Source organism: Variovorax sp. OV700, from assembly GCF_900099805.1.
Classification (GTDB): domain Bacteria; phylum Pseudomonadota; class Gammaproteobacteria; order Burkholderiales; family Burkholderiaceae_C; genus Variovorax.
The window spans coordinates 1-17,847 of sequence record NZ_FNDR01000017.1; the positions used below are offsets into that span (position 1 = coordinate 1).

General features: G+C 65.9%; 18 protein-coding genes. 11 read left to right on the forward strand and 7 right to left on the reverse strand.

Translation table 11 applies throughout. The features are described 5' to 3' along the window. Positions 1-246 precede the first annotated feature (246 nt). Positions 247-747, forward strand: a complete 501-nt coding sequence (locus BLR24_RS27580) for a Signal transduction histidine kinase (protein WP_093023425.1) — start codon at positions 247-249, stop codon at positions 745-747. A 33-nt stretch (positions 748-780) separates the two neighbouring features. Here BLR24_RS27580 and BLR24_RS27585 read toward each other — a convergent pair whose 3' ends face one another. Beyond that, the gene (locus BLR24_RS27585) at positions 781-1,092 is read right to left on the reverse strand and encodes a c-type cytochrome (protein WP_093023427.1); all 312 of its coding nucleotides are present in this window, start codon (positions 1,090-1,092) and stop codon (positions 781-783) included. 107 nt (positions 1,093-1,199) lie between these two features. Here BLR24_RS27585 and BLR24_RS27590 point away from each other — a divergent pair, with 107 nt between their 5' ends. Beyond that, positions 1,200-1,454, forward strand: coding sequence for a TIGR04438 family Trp-rich protein (locus BLR24_RS27590; RefSeq protein ID WP_093023429.1), 255 nt, complete (start codon positions 1,200-1,202; stop codon positions 1,452-1,454). Positions 1,455-1,497: 43 nt separating this feature from the next. Beyond that, positions 1,498-2,319, forward strand: a complete 822-nt coding sequence (locus tag BLR24_RS27595) for a DUF3592 domain-containing protein (protein ID WP_093023431.1) — start codon at positions 1,498-1,500, stop codon at positions 2,317-2,319. Between the two features lie 6 nt (positions 2,320-2,325). On the opposite strand, the gene ilvD is transcribed toward BLR24_RS27595, so the two are convergent. Beyond that, positions 2,326-4,020, reverse strand: a complete 1,695-nt coding sequence (gene ilvD, locus BLR24_RS27600) for a dihydroxy-acid dehydratase (RefSeq protein WP_093023433.1) — start codon at positions 4,018-4,020, stop codon at positions 2,326-2,328. 102 nt (positions 4,021-4,122) lie between these two features. On the opposite strand from ilvD, the gene BLR24_RS27605 reads away from it, so the two are divergent. The 7 genes from BLR24_RS27605 (at position 4,123) to BLR24_RS27635 (ending at position 11,644) form a co-directional block, all read left to right on the forward strand. Beyond that, the gene (locus tag BLR24_RS27605) at positions 4,123-5,061 is read left to right on the forward strand and encodes a LysR family transcriptional regulator (protein ID WP_093023435.1); all 939 of its coding nucleotides are present in this window, start codon (positions 4,123-4,125) and stop codon (positions 5,059-5,061) included. A 54-nt stretch (positions 5,062-5,115) separates the two neighbouring features. Beyond that, complete coding sequence (gene lgt, locus BLR24_RS27610; RefSeq protein ID WP_093023437.1) at positions 5,116-5,937, forward strand: prolipoprotein diacylglyceryl transferase; 822 nt, start codon at positions 5,116-5,118, stop codon at positions 5,935-5,937. 122 nt (positions 5,938-6,059) lie between these two features. Continuing rightward, positions 6,060-6,728: a GntR family transcriptional regulator gene (locus BLR24_RS27615; protein ID WP_093023439.1), complete on the forward strand. Its 669-nt coding sequence runs from the start codon at positions 6,060-6,062 to the stop codon at positions 6,726-6,728. Between the two features lie 49 nt (positions 6,729-6,777). Beyond that, a complete protein-coding gene (locus BLR24_RS27620; protein WP_093023441.1) occupies positions 6,778-8,250 on the forward strand; it encodes a malonyl-CoA decarboxylase in 1,473 nt (490 codons plus the stop codon). A 75-nt stretch (positions 8,251-8,325) separates the two neighbouring features. Beyond that, positions 8,326-9,318, forward strand: a complete 993-nt coding sequence (locus BLR24_RS27625; RefSeq protein ID WP_093023443.1) for a Bug family tripartite tricarboxylate transporter substrate binding protein — start codon at positions 8,326-8,328, stop codon at positions 9,316-9,318. Beyond that, positions 9,318-10,097 carry an enoyl-CoA hydratase/isomerase family protein gene (locus tag BLR24_RS27630; RefSeq protein ID WP_093023445.1) on the forward strand — a complete coding sequence of 260 codons (780 nt, stop codon included), beginning with the start codon at positions 9,318-9,320 and terminating at the stop codon, positions 10,095-10,097. Before BLR24_RS27625 ends, BLR24_RS27630 begins: the two co-directional genes overlap by 1 nt. 11 nt (positions 10,098-10,108) lie before the next feature. Then, positions 10,109-11,644 (forward strand): malonate--CoA ligase, encoded by a 1,536-nt coding sequence (locus BLR24_RS27635; RefSeq protein ID WP_093023447.1) that lies wholly within the window; start codon positions 10,109-10,111, stop codon positions 11,642-11,644. Here BLR24_RS27635 and BLR24_RS27640 read toward each other — a convergent pair. The 3 genes from BLR24_RS27640 to BLR24_RS27650 all read right to left on the reverse strand — a co-directional run bounded on the left by BLR24_RS27640 (position 11,641) and on the right by BLR24_RS27650 (position 15,290). Continuing rightward, on the reverse strand, positions 11,641-13,095 hold the full coding sequence (locus tag BLR24_RS27640) for a serine hydrolase (protein ID WP_093023449.1): 1,455 nt from the start codon (positions 13,093-13,095) through the stop codon (positions 11,641-11,643). The genes BLR24_RS27635 and BLR24_RS27640 overlap by 4 nt on opposite strands. Positions 13,096-13,161: 66 nt before the next feature. Next, positions 13,162-14,223: a phenylacetaldoxime dehydratase family protein gene (locus tag BLR24_RS27645; protein ID WP_093023451.1), complete on the reverse strand. Its 1,062-nt coding sequence runs from the start codon at positions 14,221-14,223 to the stop codon at positions 13,162-13,164. Positions 14,224-14,240: 17 nt separating this feature from the next. Beyond that, positions 14,241-15,290, reverse strand: coding sequence for a carbon-nitrogen hydrolase family protein (locus BLR24_RS27650; RefSeq protein ID WP_093023453.1), 1,050 nt, complete (start codon positions 15,288-15,290; stop codon positions 14,241-14,243). A gap of 172 nt (positions 15,291-15,462) precedes the next feature. Here BLR24_RS27650 and BLR24_RS27655 point away from each other — a divergent pair, with 172 nt between their 5' ends. Then, entirely contained in the window at positions 15,463-16,425 is a 963-nt protein-coding gene (locus BLR24_RS27655; protein WP_093023454.1) for an AraC-like ligand-binding domain-containing protein, read from the forward strand. A 29-nt stretch (positions 16,426-16,454) separates the two neighbouring features. Here the strand turns inward: BLR24_RS27655 and BLR24_RS27660 are convergent, their stop codons facing one another. After that, positions 16,455-16,880 (reverse strand): universal stress protein, encoded by a 426-nt coding sequence (locus BLR24_RS27660; RefSeq protein ID WP_093023455.1) that lies wholly within the window; start codon positions 16,878-16,880, stop codon positions 16,455-16,457. 76 nt (positions 16,881-16,956) lie between these two features. After that, entirely contained in the window at positions 16,957-17,820 is an 864-nt protein-coding gene (locus BLR24_RS27665; protein ID WP_175543371.1) for a sulfite exporter TauE/SafE family protein, read from the reverse strand. Positions 17,821-17,847: the final 27 nt, after the last annotated feature.

Sequence of the window (17,847 nt, forward strand, 5' to 3'; positions counted from 1 at the left end):
TCATGCGGCGCCTGCTGCGCAGCATCGCCAAGGGGGAGGCAATCACGCAGGACACGTCCACGCTGGAGAATCCGGCCATTCTGGAGCAGTTGTCACAGACCAACTGATTGGTTCTGTAGGACATGGCCGTTACTGGAAAGCAGAGGCTATTGCGCCTCCCGGCCTGAGGTAAAACCAGCGGAGCAGCCGTGCGCCGGGAGCGCATGGCGGATTCCGTTGTGTTCGATTTTCCGAAGGAGGCCCCCCATGGGCGTGAGATCTGCTTTCCTGTTCGTCATTCTGCTGTTGATCGCGGCCCTTGCCGCGCTCAACTGGGGAACACTGTCGGCGCCCGTGCCGGTCTCGCTGGGCTTCATGACGATTTCCGCACCGCTCGGGTTGATGATGCTGGCGCTGACGATCGCTCTGGGCGTGTTCTTCCTGGTCTACGTGCTGTACCTGCACAGCTCGGTGTTGCTCGATGCCAAGCGCCACAACAAGGAAATGCAGGTGCAGCGCGATCTCGCCGACAAGGCCGAGGCTTCACGCTTCACCGAGTTGCGCAATTTTCTGGAAGTCCAGGAGAACAAGCACATGGCGCAAAACGCCGAGCGGCATGCGTCGTTGCTGACCCGGCTGGGACAGGTCGAGAGCGTGGTGCGCCAGCGTTCGGAGCAGTCGGACAACACCGTGGCCGCGCACATCGGCCAGCTCGAAGACCGCATCGAGCGCCGGCCGCTGCCCACGGACATCGATCCGCGAGTCTGATGACGATCGAGGCCCGGGCGCGGATGCCTGGGCTCAGCGCGTCATCAGCACCCAGGCCGCGAGCTTCTTGGCGTCGGCTTCGCTCACTTGGGTATTGGCAGGCATCGGCACTGGCCCCCAGACGCCCGAACCACCCTTGATGATCTTTGCCGCGAGCATGTCCGCGGCGCCGGCGTTGCCCTTGTACTTGGCCGCCACGTCCTTGAAAGAAGGGCCGAGCACCTTGCGGTCGACCGAGTGGCAGCTCATGCAGTTTTTCGACGTGGCCAGGGCCAGGTCTGCGAAAGCGGGCGCCGCCAACCCAAGGCCCAAGCCCAGAATCGCGGATGACAGGAGTCTTTTCATGGGGATGATTTCGTAATGGCTGGGTTACATTCGATCTAACGCGATTGTAGGTAGCGCCGTGCACCGGCGCCCGGAAGCGTTTCCAACAAAACCCCGAGGGATTCGCGATGCTTTTTCTGCTGCTGGGCCTGCTTGGCGTGGGCCTGAAATACCTGGAAGTGGGCATGGTTGCCGGCTGGAGCTGGTGGATCGTGCTGTCGCCTTTTGCCATGGCCATTGCCTGGTGGGCATGGGCCGATTCGTCGGGCTATACCAAGCGCAAGGTCATCGAGCGCGAAGAACGGCGCAAGCAGGCGCGCATCGACCGCCAGCGAAGCAACATGGGCCTGCCGGGCAGCAAGGGCCAGCGACCGAAGCGCTGAGCACGCACACGCCGGGCGGCCCTGTCCACTGCATGCACAGACCATGGACGAAGAAGCGACCCGGCAAGCGATGCTGGTCTTCGGACTCTCGCTGCTGGCCGGACCGGCCTTCGGCGGCCTGGCGGGATGGCTCAAGGGCTTGTTCTGGGGCGTGGGGATCGGGGCACTGCTGATCGGCTGCGCGGGCCTCTACGCCGCCGCAACGATCGGCTGGCATCGTTACCAGTCGATTGAGGGCACGGCCAGCGTGCAGGGCAGCCTGGTCGAGTTCGTCGACAAGCGCAGCAAGGACAGCAACGGCCGCACCACGGTCTCGCGCGCTCCCATCGTTGAATACATCGCGCCTGACGGCCAGAAGCGCCGCGTCAAGGGACTCGGCGGCGGACTGTCGGACAAGGAATGGGGCGACCCGGTCGAGGTGCGCTACAGCGTGGCCGACCCGGCGCAAGCTCTGGTGGCGGACTTCCAGAACATGTGGGGCGCCGTCTGGGGATTCGGCCTCTTCGGGTTGTTTCCGACGATGTTCGGCCTGTTCTTCACCGGCATGGCGATCAAGGAAGGGCGCCCCCCGGCCAGCGCGCCGGTCGAGCGCAAGGCCACGCCCGCGCAGCAGCGGTGGCGCACGCGCGGCACCGTGTTGGCCAACCTGATCTTCGTGGCCGGCTTTGCCGTCTGCTTCCTGTATCCGGACAACCGGCTGGGGAGGGCGCTCGGTGCCGGCTTCATGACCATCGGCGCCGGCGCACTACTGCACTTCATCGTGCAGAGCTTGCCGCCGTCGATGGAATTCGAGTTCCGCAGCATCCTCGCGATCGTAGGCCTCGGCTTCCTGGCCTTTGGCTACGGCGCGTGGATGATGGCCTGACAGTCCTCAGAACTTGTCGAGCACCGCGCCCGAGCTCGCGCTCGAGGCGTTGAACGCGAACTTGGCCTGCACGCCGCGCGTGTAGCGCGGGGCCGGGGCCTTCCAGCCTTCGCGGCGCTTGGCGAGTTCGGCTTCGGGCACGTTGAGTTCGAGCACCAGCTTGTGCGCGTCGATGGTGATCGAGTCGCCTTCGTTCACGAACGCAATGGTGCCGCCTGCCGCCGCTTCGGGCGCGACGTGGCCCACCACCATGCCCCAGGTACCGCCCGAGAAGCGGCCGTCGGTGATCAGGCCCACGCTTTCGCCCAGGCCCGCGCCGATCAGCGCGCCCGTGGGGGCCAGCATTTCGGGCATGCCGGGGCCGCCCTTGGGGCCCAGGTAGCGCAGCACCATCACGTCGCCGGCTTTGATCTTGCCGTCCAGGATGGCCTTGAGCGCCGACTGCTCGTCGTCGAACACGCGCGCCGGTCCCGTGATGACGGGGTTCTTCAGGCCGGTGATCTTGGCGACCGCGCCTTCGGGCGACAGGTTGCCCTTGAGGATGGCCAGGTGGCCTTCGTCGTACATGGGCTTGTCGATCGGGCGGATCACGTCCTGGTCGGCGCGCGGCACGTCGGGCACGTCCTTCAGCACTTCGGCAATCGTCTGGCCCGTGATGGTGATGCAGTCGCCGTGCAGCAGGCCCGCGTTCAGCAGCACCTTCATCACTTGCGGGATGCCGCCGGCCTGGTGCAGGTCGACGGCCAGGTACTTGCCCGAGGGCTTCAGGTCGCACAGCACCGGCACCTTCTTGCGCATGCGCTCGAAATCGTCGATGGACCACTCGACCTCGGCGGCATGCGCGATGGCCAGGAAGTGCAGCACGGCGTTGGTGGAGCCGCCCGTGGCCATGATGACGGCCACCGCGTTCTCGATGGCCTTCTTGGTCACGATGTCGCGCGGCTTCAGGTCTTTCTTGATCGCCTCGATCAGCACCTTGGCCGATTCCTTGGCCGAGTTGGCCTTTTCGTCGTGCGGGTTGGCCATGGTGGACGAGTAGGGCAGCGAGATGCCCAGCGCCTCGAACGCGCTGGACATGGTGTTGGCCGTGTACATGCCGCCGCACGAGCCGGTGCCAGGAATGGCGCGCTTCTCGATCTCGTGCAGGTCTTCGTCGCTCATGTTGCCGGCAGCGTTCTGGCCCACGGCTTCGAACACGCTCACGATGTTGAGGTCTTGCCCCTTGTAGCGGCCTGGCAGGATGGTGCCGCCGTAGACGTAGATGGCCGGCACGTTGGCGCGCAGCATGCCCATGAGGCCGCCGGGCATGTTCTTGTCGCAGCCGCCGACCACCAGCACGCCATCCATCCACTGGCCGCCGACGCAGGTCTCGATGCAGTCGGAGATGACTTCGCGGCTCACCAGCGAATACTTCATGCCTTCGGTGCCCATGGCCATGCCGTCGGAAATGGTGGGGGTGCCGAACACCTGCGCGTTGCCACCGGCTTCCTCGATGCCCGCGATGGCCGCGTCGGCCAGCTTCTGCAGACCCGAGTTGCAGGGCGTGATGGTGCTGTGGCCGTTGGCCACGCCGACCATCGGTTTCTTGAAGTCGCTCTCTTCGTAGCCCATGGCATAGAACATCGAGCGGTTGGGCGCGCGGCTCTTGCCTTCGACGATGTTGGCGCTGCGGCGGTTGATCTGGATCGGCTTGGTGTCCATGGTGTCTCTTGTGTCGTGGGGAGATCGGGGGAAGCCCAAGTATCGGACTTCTCATTGATTCATTCCAATCCGTTTTTCAGTGCAGATTGATATGCTCGGCATATGAAAGAAAGCTTGATCGACCTGCGCGCCTGGCGGCAGTTCGTGGCCGTGGCCGAGGAACTGCATTTCGGCCGCGCCGCCGAACGCCTGCACATGACGCAGCCTCCCGTCACGCAGGCCATTGCCCAGCTCGAAAAAACATTGGGCGTGCTGCTGTTCGACCGCACGCGCAGGCGCGTGGCGCTCACGCCTGCCGGCGAGGCGCTGCTGCCCGACGTGCGCGAGCTGCTGGCGCGTGCCCAGGCCCTTCCCGAGCGCGCGCGTGCCGCGGCGGCCGGGCAGGTGGGGCGGGTGCGCATCGCCTTCGTTTCCACCATCGGCTTCGAAAAATTACCGGCCTGGGTGCGCGAGTTCCGTGTGCTGTGCCCCGAGGTGGCGCTCGAACTGGTCGAAGCCACGGGCGACGTGCAGCTCGAAGCCTTCGCGCGCGGCGACATCGATGCCGGGCTCATGCTCCATTCGCCGGGCTCCGCGCCTCCGGGACTCTCGCGTCTGACGGTGGAGCAGGAGCCGCTGGTGCTGGCCATGCCGGCGCAGCATCGGCTGGCGAGCGCAACCCCGGTGCCGCTGGCCGAGGTGCTGGCCGAGCCGCTGGTGATCTTTCCGCGCCGCATCGTGCCTTCGCTGCACGACGCCATCTTTGGCCTCTATCACTCGGCCGGCCGCGTGCCACAGGTGGCGCAAGAAGCGATCCAGATGCAGACCATCGTCAATCTCGTCTCGGGTGGCATCGGCATGGCCTGGGTGCCGCACAGCGTGATGCAGTTCCGCCGCGCGGGCGTGATCTATCGGCAGGCTCAGGCGTTCAAAGGCGCCGGGCGCGGCCGCGTGGCGCTGCCCGCCTGCGAGACCAGCCTCGTGTGGCCCGCGCACGCCACGCATCCGGCGCTGGAGCGATTCGTGGAGTTCGTGCGCGAGCGCACGCACAAGGGCGGTTGAGCGGTCCGCGGTTGCGCCCGGAGAGGGTCACTCGACCGGGGCACAATCGGCGCCATGCTCATGTATCCGCAGATCAATCCCATCGCCCTGCAGCTCGGGCCCGTTGCCATTCATTGGTACGGGCTGACCTACCTCGCCGCGTTCGCGCTGTTCTATTTTCTCGGCACGCGCCGCCTGCGGCACGAGCCGTATCGCTCGCTGGTCGGCGCGGGCGCGTGGCAGCGCAAGGACATCGAGGACATTCTCTTTCTCGGGGTGATGGGCGTCATCGTGGGTGGCCGGCTCGGCTACTGCCTGTTCTACAAGCCCGAGTTCTATCTCGCGAATCCGCTGCAGATTCTTTACGTGTGGCAGGGCGGCATGAGCTTTCACGGCGGCCTGCTGGGCGTGATCGGGGCGATGCTCTGGTTCGCACGTTCGCGTGCCCGGCCGTTCTGGCAGGTGATGGATTTCGTCTCGCCCTGCGTGCCGACGGGGCTGGCGGCAGGCCGCGTGGGCAATTTCATCAACGGTGAGCTCTGGGGCCGCTTCAGCAGCCCGGACCTGCCGTGGGGCATGGTGTTTCCGCAGAGCGGCTCGATGCTGCCGCGCCATCCCTCGCAGGTCTACCAGTTCCTGCTCGAAGGGCTTCTGCTGTTCGTCATCATGTGGCTGTACGCCCGCAAGGAGCGCAAGCAAGGGCAGGTGGCCGCGGTGTTCATGATCGGCTATGGCGTGCTGCGCTTCATTGCCGAGTATTTCCGCGAGCCGGATGATTTTCTCGGCTTGCGCGCGCTTAACCTGAGCCAGGGGCAGTGGCTCAGCGTGCCGATGGTGATCTTCGGCATCGGCCTGTGGATCTGGGCCGCGCAGCGCCGCCAGCCGGTGACGGCCTGAGGCTCCGGCACTCAGGGTAAGCACGGGCCGCGGGCGTGCCGCGCGGCCTTGTGCCGCGTTCATCGCGGATTCACAATTACGCGTAATTACAGGAAATTACACCTGCCGCGTTTCACATCCTCATGCGCCTGGTCCCCAACTCCCTGCACGACGAAGTGGCCGCCACGCTGCGCGAGCAGATTTTCGCGGGCGTGTTGGCACCGGGCAGCTTCCTGGACGAAGCCGCACTGTGCGAGAGGCTGTCGATCTCCCGCACCCCCTTGCGCGAGGCGCTCAAGGTGCTCACGGCCGAAGGCCTGCTGCGGCATGAACCGCGGCGCGGCTGCTTCGTGCGCGAGGTGACGGAGCGCGATCTCGATGAGATATTTCCGGTCATTGCGCTGCTCGAAGGCCGTTGTGCCTACGAGGCCGCGCGCAACGCAAGCGATTCCGAGCTGCACGAGCTCGATGCGCTGCACGACCGGCTGGTGCGACACGCCAAGTCCAAGCGCATCAACGACTATTACGCCACCAACCACCTGATCCACGAGGCGATCATCCAACTGGCCGACAACCGCTGGCTGGCGCAGGTCATCGGCGACTTGCGCAAGATCCTCAAACTCGCGCGCCTCCAGCAGCTGCATGCGCCGGGCCGGCTCGAGCAGAGCCTGTCGGAGCACCTGGCGGTGTTCGCGGCACTCAAGGCGCGCGACAGCGACGGCGCGGACGCGGCCATGCGCACGCACCTGACGCGGCAGCGCGAAGCACTGCGCGAGGTGGCGCGGCAACAGAAATCCAGGGTGATGTCATGAACGACATGAAAAAAGACTTCCCCGCACCTCACAACATTGGAGTTTGTCGATGAGTGCGACCGAATGGTTCCAGGCGCGATTGCGTTCTGGCGAGAAGTCCGGCAACAAGGTGCCGGTGGCACCCGAGGGAGCCGCCCGCGGTGCGTCCAAGACCGCCGCCAAACCGAGCCTGCGCTCCACCGCCGAGCGCATGCAGGCCACTTTGCGCAAGGCCGACGAAGCCTTGTCGCCGCGCGCGCTGCGCCGCGTGCTCGCCGCCTTGCAGGCCGTGATCGATCCGCGTGTGAGCGAGGTCGAGGGTGGTCGCCGCGCGCATGCCATCGCAACCGCGTACGCCAGCGCCGAACCTGAGGAGCGGCGCGATTATTGGGCGCTGATGAGCGAGCAATTCGCGGCCGATCCGCACAAGCTCAAGTCCGCGCGCGACCAGCACCAGGCCGCGGTGGGAACGCCCGACGAAGGCCAGGCCGAACTCAAGCTGCGGCGCGCGCTGGTCTCGCCGCGCATGCGCCTGTTGCAGCGCTTCGCGGTCGAACCCGAAGGCATGCGCTTTCTGGTCGACCTGCGTGCCGAACTGCTGCCTTTTCTCAAGTCCGACAAGCGGCTGATCGCGCTGGACGCCGAACTGGAGCACCTGTTCTCCACCTGGTTCGACGTCGCGTTTCTCGAACTGCGCCGGATCGACTGGAATTCGCCGGCGTCGCTGATCGAGAAGCTGATCCGCTACGAGGCCGTGCACGACATCAAGAGCTGGACCGACGTGAAGAACCGGCTCGACGACAGCGACCGGCGCTGCTACGGCTTCTTTCATCCGCGGCTGCCCAACGAGCCGCTGATCTTCGTCGAGGTGGCGCTGGTCGACCGCATCAGCGAGGGCATTGCACCGCTGCTCGACGAGACCGCGGTGCCGATCCTCCCGACCAAGGCCACGACGGCCATCTTCTATTCGATCAGCAATACCCAGGACGGCTTGCGCGGCGTGAGCTTTGGCGATTCGCTCATCAAGCGCGTGGTCGAAACCCTGCAGGACGAACTGCCGCGCCTCAAGGTCTTTGCCACGCTCTCGCCGATTCCCGGCTTTCGCAGCTGGCTTGCCAAGAACGCCGCGGAGCTGCTGCCGCGCCTGGACGAAAAGCGCGAAGCCGAACTCGGCCGCCTCGTCGGCTCGCTGCCGCCCACTGCCGACCGCCTGCTTGCTGCGGTGGACGGCGCCGTCGCCCTCGATGCCAAGTCGCCGCTGCGCCAATGGCTGCTGCAGGCCGCCGCTGAATACCTGGGCCACACGCTGATCGACGGCACGCCAGCCGATCCGGTGGCGCGCTTCCACTTGGGCAACGGCGCGCGCGTGGAGCGGCTCAACTGGGCCGGCGATCCCTCGCCCAAAGGGCAGAAGCAGTCTTACGGACTGATGGTGAATTACCTCTACGATCTGAAACGGCTCGACAAGCATCGCGCGTGGCTGGCCGAGGGGAAGGTCGCGGTATCGGGAGATGTTGAAAGCCTGTTTTTCAAGAAGGGCTGAGTTCTGAAAGAAGTTCGGCGCACGCAGTGCCGGCGGCCGCATGGCGCGGCAATCCACAACGACAGGAGATGACAGATGACCCAGAGTTTTCAACGACGCGACGTGCTGCGTCTGGCCGCGGCCGGTGCCGCCGTTCTGTGCGGTGGCGGCGCGCGTGCGCAGGGGGGTAACTGGCCGACTCGGCCGGTGAACATGATCGTGCCGTTTCCGGCCGGCGGCGGCACCGATGCCTTCGCGCGTCCGCTCTCGGCGCAGTTCGCCAGGGTCACCGGCCAGACGCTGGTCATCGACAACCGCGGCGGCGCCGGCGGTACGGTGGGTGCCAGCATCGCATCCAAGGCCCAGCCCGACGGCTACACGCTCTTCATGGGCGCGGTGCACCACGCCATCGCACCATCGATTTACCCCAAGCTCGACTACGACCTCGAAAAAGACTTCGTGCCGTTGATGCTGTTGGCCAACGTGCCTCAAGTGGTGGTGGTCAACCCGCGCCGCGTCACGGCCAACACCTTGCAGGAATTCGTTGCCGCCGCCAAGCGTAATCCCGGCAAGCTCAACTACGGCTCGGCCGGTGCGGGCACTTCGCACCACTTGGCGGGCGAGCTGTTCAAGCTGCAGACCAACACCTTCATCACGCACATTCCGTACCGCGGCGCGGGCCCGGCGCTGTCCGACCTGATTGCCGGCAACGTCGACCTGATGTTCGATGGCCTCGGTTCTTCGGCCCAGCACATCAAGGGCGGGCGCATCAAGGCGCTGATGGTGGCGGGCAGCAAGCGAAACCCGGCGTTCCCCGACGTGCCGTGCGCCACCGAGGTGGGGCTGCCCGACTACACGGTCACCACGTGGTATGGCCTGTGGGCCCCCAAGGGCACGCCGGCCGACCTGCAGGCGCGCATCGTCGACGACATGAAGAAGGCGCTGGCCAGCGATGAGCTCAAGGCTATCTGGACCCAGAACGGTTCCGAGATTCCGAACCTCACCATGGCTTCGTACGGCGGCTTCGTCAACTCCGAGATCAAGCGCTGGGCCAAGGTGGTGAAGGCCTCGGGCGCCAAGCTCGAGTGATGGACGAGCGCCACGTTTCACTGCGCCGCGAGGGCGCCGTTGCGTTCGTCACCCTGTCGAACGCGGGGCGCCTCAATGCCATGACGCGCGGCATGTGGCGTGAACTGCGTGCGGTGTTCGACGACATCCGCCAAGTGGCCGATGCCGAGCTGCGCTGTGTCGTGGTTCGCGGCGAGGGCGGTGCCTTCTGCGCCGGTGGCGACATTTCCGAATACCCGTTGTTTCGTTTCGACGAAGCCAGCTTGCGCGAATTTCACGAGAACGAGGTCTGGGGCGCGCTCCAGGCCATGCTCGATTGCCCGCTGCCCATGGTCGCGCAGATCGAAGGCGCGTGCATGGGCGCCGGCATCGAGATTGCGAGCTGCTGCGACATCCGCCTTGCGGGCACTTCCTCCAGGTTTGGCGCACCCATCGCAAAGCTCGGCTTTCCGATGGCGCCGCGAGAGGCCGCGCTGGTCCATGGCGCCATTGGCGACGTGCTGGCGCGCGACATGCTGCTGGCCGCCGGCGTGCACGGCGCACAGCGCCTGTACGATGCCGGCTTTCTGCTGCAGGTGCTGCCCGACGACGAGGTGGTGGCCGCCGCACAGGCCCATGCCACGCGCATCGCCGCCCTGGCGCCGCAGGCCGCGCGCCTGCACAAGCGCACCTTCGCCATGCTGAAAGCCGGCGCGCATTCGACGGAGAACCTGCTCGCGACTGCCTACGATTACGCCGACTCCGCCGAACACCGCGAAGGCATCGATGCCTTTCTTGCCAAGCGCACACCGAATTTCTGAAGACCCGCCCGATGAAGACGAAAGCCAACCCCAACCTGTTCGCCGCTCTGCGCGCGTCCTTTCCCTCCGACCTCGACAGTATTGCGGTGGAAACCGACGAAGGCTTGTTCTATTCGTGGCGAGATCTCGACCGCGCCAGCGCCATGATGGCCAACCTGCTCGGCGCGTTGGGCCTGGAAGAGGGCGCCCGCGTAGCGGTGCAGGTCGAAAAGTCGGTCGAGGCGATGATTCTCTATCTCGCCACGCTGCGCGCGGGTTATGTGTTCCTGCCGCTCAACACCGCCTATCAAAGCGCCGAGATCGAGTACTTCATCGGCAACGCCGAACCCGCTGTGGTGGTGTGCACCAGCCGCAATGCCTCGTGGGTCGGACCCATCGCCAACGCGGCGGGCACGCGACACGTTTTCACGCTCGACGACAATCGCACCGGCACGCTGTTGGAGGTGGCGGCGCAGTGCAGCGACCAGCACGTGATTGCGAAGAAGGAGGCCGACGACCTCGCCGCCATCCTCTACACCAGCGGCACCACCGGGCGCAGCAAGGGTGCCATGCTCACGCATGACAATCTGCTGTCGAACGCCGAGGTGCTCAAGGACTACTGGGGCTGGACCCAAGGCGACGTGCTGATCCATGCACTGCCCATCTTCCACGTGCACGGCCTCTTCGTCGCGTTGCACGGGGCGCTGCTCAACGGCAGCAAGATGATCTGGTTTTCGAAGTTCGATCCGAAGCGCGTGGTCGAGAAGCTGACCGAGGCCACCGTGTTCATGGGCGTTCCCACGCTCTACGTGCGCCTGCTGGCCGAACCGGGTCTCACGCGCGAAGCGGTGCGCAACATGCGCCTCTTCATTGCGGGCTCCGCGCCGTTGCTCATCGAAACTTTCGACGAGTGGCGTGAGCGCACCGGCCACACCATTCTGGAGCGCTACGGCATGAGCGAGACGGTGATGCTCACCTCCAACCCCTACAGCCCCGCGCAGGGCGAGCGCCGCGGCGGTACGGTCGGCTTCGCGCTGCCCGGCGTGCAGCTGCGCGTGCGCGACGACAGCGGCCGCGACTGCACCACCGACGAGATCGGCAACATCCAGGTCAGCGGCCCCAATGTGTTTGCAGGCTACTGGCGCATGCCCGAAAAGACGAAAGAAGAATTCACCGCCGACGGTTTCTTCAAGACCGGCGACGTCGGCAAGATCGACGGCCGCGGCTACATCACGATCGTCGGGCGCAGCAAGGACCTGATCATCAGCGGCGGCTACAACGTCTACCCGGCCGAGATCGAGGGTTACATCAATGAGCTCCCCGGCGTGGCCGAGAGCGCCGTGGTCGGCGTGCCGCACCCCGACTTCGGCGAAGTCGGGGTCGCCGTCGTCATTCCCAAGGCGGGCGGGGTGCTCGACGCCAATGCCATTGTTGCGGAGCTCAAGTCGAAACTCGCGAACTTCAAGATTCCGAAGCGCTGCTTTGTCGTCGGCGAACTGCCGCGCAACACCATGGGCAAGGTGCAGAAGGCGCTGCTGCGGGAGCAGCACAAGGGGCTGTTCGCCTAGGGCTTTTCCTTGGCAGTGTCCGCGGGTTCCGGCACGCGCCGGAAGACGATGTCGGGCACCTGTGGTTCGAATGGCGCCGCGACGCGGTCGATGCGGCCTTCACGGTCGTAGAGAAAGGTCAGCGCCAGGTTGTCGGGGTAGAACTCTGTCGGCCTATCCGGCGTGATGAACACGTCGTAGTGCCAGTGCGTCAATGCGCCGGAGAGGCCTCGCCAACGCCACGTGAGACCGGCGGGGCTGTTTGTGATCTCGATGCGCCCATAGGCCAGATGTTCGTAGCTGCCTGCGTACTCGTCGAGCGGATGGCTGGGCAGCGTTCCGGCGCGGCGTTTCTCTTCGCGCTTCGTCTTGTCCATCTTCTGCCGTTCGAGAAAGCCGCGGCGCTTGGGCATGAAGCGCCCGAACCAGTCGACAGGCTCCCGCCCACTGATTCGATCGAATGCCGCGTAGGTCAGCAGCGAAGTCACGGCGCTTGGCGCGCGATTCGTCAGTACGACGACACCTGTGCGCCGTGCGGGCATGACTGTCATCAGCGTTCCCCAGCCGAGCCATGAGCCCGAATGAGACAGTGTGCGGTCGCCGCGGTAGCTTTCGCAGAAAAGGCCCAAGCCATAGTGAGAGTCGCCGATCTCGGCGTACTCCGACCGGCCCATGTGAACGCGCGGCGTTGCCATCTCGCGCAGCGCCTGTGCGGAGAGAAGCTGAGTGCCATTCGCCTTGCCTTCGGCGATCAGAAAGCGGACCCACTTCGCGAGTTCTGCCACGGAGGTGTTGATGCCACCTCCAGCTGTGGTGCGGATGGGCCAGAGCGGGGTGGGCGTGCATTCGTCGCCGACCATGGCGTGCGGGCGAGCCGCGTTGTCTGCAGCGGCGAGCGCCTCGATGGTGAAACTGAAATCCTCGATGCCCAGTGGCTTCAGCAGCCGCTCGGCGGTGAATTCTTCCCAGCTCAACCCGCTGACCCGCTCCGCGACGATGCCCGCGACCATGTAGCCGAGGTTCGAGTACTGGAAGGCATCGCGCAGTTCGCGGCTGGGCATCAGGTGGCGCAGCAGCGGCAGCATCTGCGCGCCGGAAAGATCACCGGGCTGGTGAATCCAATCGTGCCGCGGCAACCCGCTGCGATGGCAGAGCAGGTCGCGCAGCGTCAGGCGCTCCGTCGCGACCGGATCGTACATGCGGAATTCGGGAATCACGTCGCGCACGGGCCGGTCCCAGTCGAGCCTGCGGTCGTCGACCAGCAGCCCGAGTCCGGCCGCGGTGAACGACTTGGTGATCGAGCACAGCAAGAACTGCGTGTCGATGCTCACCGGCTGACCGGTGCCGATGTCGCGCACGCCGTAGCCCTTGAGCACGGCAATCTCGCCGTCCTGGATGACGGCCAGCGCGAGCCCAGGCACTTTCCATTCCTGCATCGAGGCTTCGACGAGGCTGTCGAGATCGCTCCACATGGTCGGGGTCCTTGCCTTTGAATCGGGCCGCGCATCCTAAAGCAATCGCCCGATCGGGCTTTTTTTCTATGCCAGCGCCAGCCCGTTCATGAGCCCGCTGCGCGCATGGCAGTTGACGTACTCGTAGCTCTGCTCGTCCGCCTTCAGCACCGACACTTCGTGGTACACGCGCAGCTGCAGCTGGAAGTTCAGCGCCTGCACGTAGCGCATGAAGCTGCCGAAGATCGCCACGTGCGTGGGATGCGATTCGGCCCAGCGTTCCATGTCGGCGAGCGAGCGCCAGAAGCTCAGGCCGAACGATTTTTCCAGCGGCGCACCCTTGGCGTCGAGGTGGTGCATGTAGCGGTTGCTGTAGCAACCGATGCCCAGGCCCTGGTCGCGCAGGAAGTCCATGCCCTCGCGCAGCACGGGTTCCATTTCGCCGAGATAGAGCGAGCGTTCCTGGCCCGTGGTGTCAGCCCACTCCTGGCCGGAGCGGATCATCGCGATGTTTTCGTGGCCTGCCACGCGCACGCGCTGCCCCGGTGCGGGAGCGCCGGCGATGATGGCGCGGATGCCCGAAGGCGCCATGGCATCGGTCTGCGACAACGGGATGCGGTCGCGCATCGAACCCCAGTAGCCGTGCTCCTGCAGTTCGCCGCTCACGCCGCCCATCACCACGCCCACGCCTTCGAGGCGGTCTGGCGTGTTGAACATGGTCTCGAAGTGCTCGGCGCGCGGCGAAACGATTTCCCGGAAGTAGCCGAGGCCCTCCGTCAGCCGCTCGTCGGAGCGCCACCAGGCATCGATCTCGGGTGTTGCACACCATCGCGCGTGCGCGGCGGGGTCGCTCCAATAGGCGATGGCGATCATGTTGTCGTAGCCATCGGCATCGACGTGGTGCGTGAAGTCGTGGTGGCCGGGACCGTCGGGCAGGGCGAAGCTGGCTGCGATCTTCATCAGCGCCGCGCACGCGCGGCCCTGCATTTCAGCCCCGCGCGACTGCACGCCAAAATAGCCCATCACGACCTGCGTGACCGCGGCCGGCGCGCGCGCCGACCAGACGGGGTAGGGCGGCGCATAGTCGTCCTCCACCCGGCGGTGGCGCGTGCGGGGACACTTCAGGTGCTCGGCAATGGCAGATTCCATGGCGTGGCTCCGGTGCTTCAGGCGGCCAGGGGCAGCTGGCGCGATGCCGCTGCCGGCTCGGGCGAGGCGACGATGGCTTCGAAGGCACCGCCTTCGACCTCGGGCGCGCGCTGCAGCACCACGGGCTCGCGGCGGGTCTTGTTCAGCAGCAGCTGCGTGACGTCGGGCCGCGAATAGTGGCCGCTTGGGTCGGCCGCCGCCTTGGCGAGCGCAATCATCCCCAGATCGATGTCGGCGATCACCAGCCCTTCCTCGTCTTCAGCGAGCGGCGTGCCGAGCGGCGAGCCGTCGGGTGCGTAGATGCGCGCATAGCCGCCGCCGACGCGCAGCATCTGCTGCTTGCCCGGGTCGGTGCACATCAGGTCGCTCATTGCCTGCGACACGGTGGCACACGGCGCCACGACGAAGCATTGGCCCTCGGCGGCGTACACCTGGCTCGCGGCGTTGTTGAGTTCGGGGCCGAGCGCATAGGCCGCGCCGCGGTAGAGCGAAAAGCTGGGCCAGGCGCCGCAATGGATCTGCTCGTTCTGCGCATACATCGCATACTTGCTGAGCGGCTGAAGATGCTCCCAGCACGAGAGCGATCCGATGTTGCCGATGGGTGTCTCGACCACCGCCAGGTCGGAGCCGTCGCCTTCGCCGAACACGGTGCGCTCCACGTGCGTGGGCTTGAGCTTGCGGCGCGTCTGCACCGTGTTGCCCTCATCGTCGAACAGCGCCTGGGCAATGTAGAGGCTGCCGGCGGCCTTTTCGCTGTAGCCGAGCGAAACCCAGATCTTGTGCTTGCGCGCGGCTTCCCTGATGCGGTCGAACTCGGCGGAGCCCACGACCAGCGCGTTATCGTGGTAGCGCTGCACGAACTGCATGCCCCAGGCCGGCGAGTCGAGCCAGATCCACCAGGGATAGCCCGGCACCCAGGTTTCGGGAAAGGCGATGAGCTTCACGCCTTGGCTCGCGGCCTGGACCACGAGATCGATGGTCTTGTCGATGGTGCCGTCGAGGTCGAGGAACACGGGCGCGGCCTGCACGGCGGCAACGCGGAGCTTGGGGTGAACGGTGGCGGGCATGGTGGATCTCCAGGAGCTTTGGGGTGATGAAACAACTTCGCACACGCCGCACCGGGTTTGCGCGGTGGCATGCGGGTTGCTTCAAGCGTAGATTCGCCGCCGCGAAACGCCTTGATCCGAACTTGCGGCGTTCTTGTTCCAGCGTTGCATGCCGACTCCCCAAGGACCCCCGATGAACCAGTTGCTCAGCACCGACGCCGTCCCGCGCGACCAGCGGCTCGCCTACTGGACCGACATGATCTGCAACGTCTATGTGCAGCTCGGTTGCGATCCGGTGCGCGAGGGCGGCGCGGGCCAATTCGAAGGCAGCATCCGCCAGCACACGCTGCCGAGCCTCGACGTGTCGGTGGTCAAGTCAGGGCCGCAGAAGGTCATGCGCACGCCGGGTCACATCTCGCGCTCGGGCGACGATTACTTCCTGGTCAGCATCCAGGCGCGCGGACACGGCGTGGTGCGGCAGGACGGTCGTGATGCCGTACTGGCGGCGGGCGACTTTGCGCTGTACGACAGCACACGGCCGTATGAGCTGCTGTTCGACGACACCTTCGAGCAGATCGTTCTCAAGCTGCCCGGCGAACGCCTGCGCAGCGAACTGCACGATACCGAGGCGCTGACGGCCACCACCGTGTCCGGCCGCGAGGGCGCAGGGCACCTGCTGCTGGGCATGATCCGCACGCTGCGCGAAGACATCGACACGCTGCAACCGGCCTCCGCGCTCGCGGTGGCCAACGGCGTGCAGAGCATTCTGGTTGCCGGCCTGCAGACGCTGCCGGCGGCGCGCTCACCGGGGCTGAGCAGCCTGACGGCGTATCACCTCGCGCGCGTGAAGCGGCGCATCGACGAGCAACTTGCCGATCCATCGCTTTCAGTGGGAAGCCTCGCGGCGGAGCTGGGCGTGTCGGCAAGCCACATCCACCGCATCTTCAAGAGCGAGCCGCTCACGCCGTCTCAGTACATCTGGGAACGCCGGCTCGAAGCCTGCAGCCGAGACCTGCTCGAGCCCCGCATGGCCGGACGGCCGGTGGCCGACATCGCATACGGCCGGGGCTTCAACGACGCGGCGCACTTCAGCCGCGCCTTCCGAGAACGCTTCGGCTGCTCGCCGCGCGAGTGGCGGCAGCAGCGCGTTCAATAACTGCTAAAGAAAAGGCTTGGTGCCTTGCCTTACTGCACCAGCATCACGGTGGTGTCGGTCTCGGAGATCACCTTGGTGGCCACTGAGCCCATCAACGCACGGCCAAAGATGCCGTGGCCGTGGGTGCCGAGCACGATGAGTTCGGCGTGTGTCGCGGCGGCCGACTTGAGGATCTCTTCCGCCGCGTGTCCGTGGCGCTTGTCGACCGTGTAGTTGGTGACGCCGCTCTCCGCGAACCGCGCCTTCACGGGCTCGATGACCTTGGCGTTTTCTTCGGCGTAGTAGTCGGCGATCACCTCTTTGCTGAGGTGGCGCGCGACGTGGCCCGAGATGCCGGTGCAGACATGCACGATGGTCAGCTCGTGGCCATCCACGAACATGGCGCGGTTGGCGAGGAGGTAGCTGAGCGCCTTTTGCGTATAGGCGCTGCCGTCGACGGCGATGAGGATTTTCATGCGACCGTTATACGGCTGGGGCCGCGGTGTCGCAACGGGTGTCACCCGCGAGCCAAGGGGCTTTGGGGCGGTGGGCCTAGCCTTGCAGGCCCTTCCAGAGCATGTAGGCCGCCAGCAGGTACAGGATGCTCGCGAACACGCGCTTGAGCTTCTTCACCGGCAGGTTGTGTGCGGCCTTCGCGCCCAGCGGCGCAGTGAGCACGCTGCACACCGCGATCACCGCGAGTGCGGGCAGCCAGATGTAGCCGAACGACCCGCCTGGCAGGCCCTGCACCGATTGCCCGCTGACCACATAGCCCAGCACGTTGGCCACTGCAATCGGAAAGCCCAGCGCGGCGCTGGTGGCGACTGCATTGTGAATGGATATGTTGCACCAGGTCATGAACGGCACGCTGACGAAGCCGCCGCCCGCACCGACCAGGCCCGAGATGAAACCGATGGCGCCGCCTGCCGACAGTTGCCCCGCAGTGCCCGGCATCTGACGCGTGGGCTTGGGCTTGCGGTCGAGGAACATCTGCGTGGCCGAGAAGCCAACGAACAGCGCGAAGACGATGGCCAGCACCGTTCCCTTGAGCAGCGCGAACACGCCGAGGCTGCCCAGCAGGCTGCCGATGACGATGCCGGGCGCAAGGCGCCGCACGATGTCCCAGCGCACCGCGCCGCGCTTGTGGTGCGCGCGCACGCTGGACACCGAGGTGAAGATGATCGTGGCCATCGAGGTGGCGATGGCCATCTTCACCGCCAGATCGGAAGCAACCCCGCGATGGCCCATGATGATCGTGATGAACGGCACCATGAGCATCCCGCCGCCGATGCCGAGCAGGCCCGCCAGAAAACCGGTGCCCAGGCCGAGCGCGGCCAATTCGGCGATCAGGACGGGGTCGAGCAGGGAAGTCACGCAGCGGGCCTTGAAAAAAAGCAACGGCCCCGTGCAGTGCATGCAGGGGCCGTATGTACGAAAAAGGTG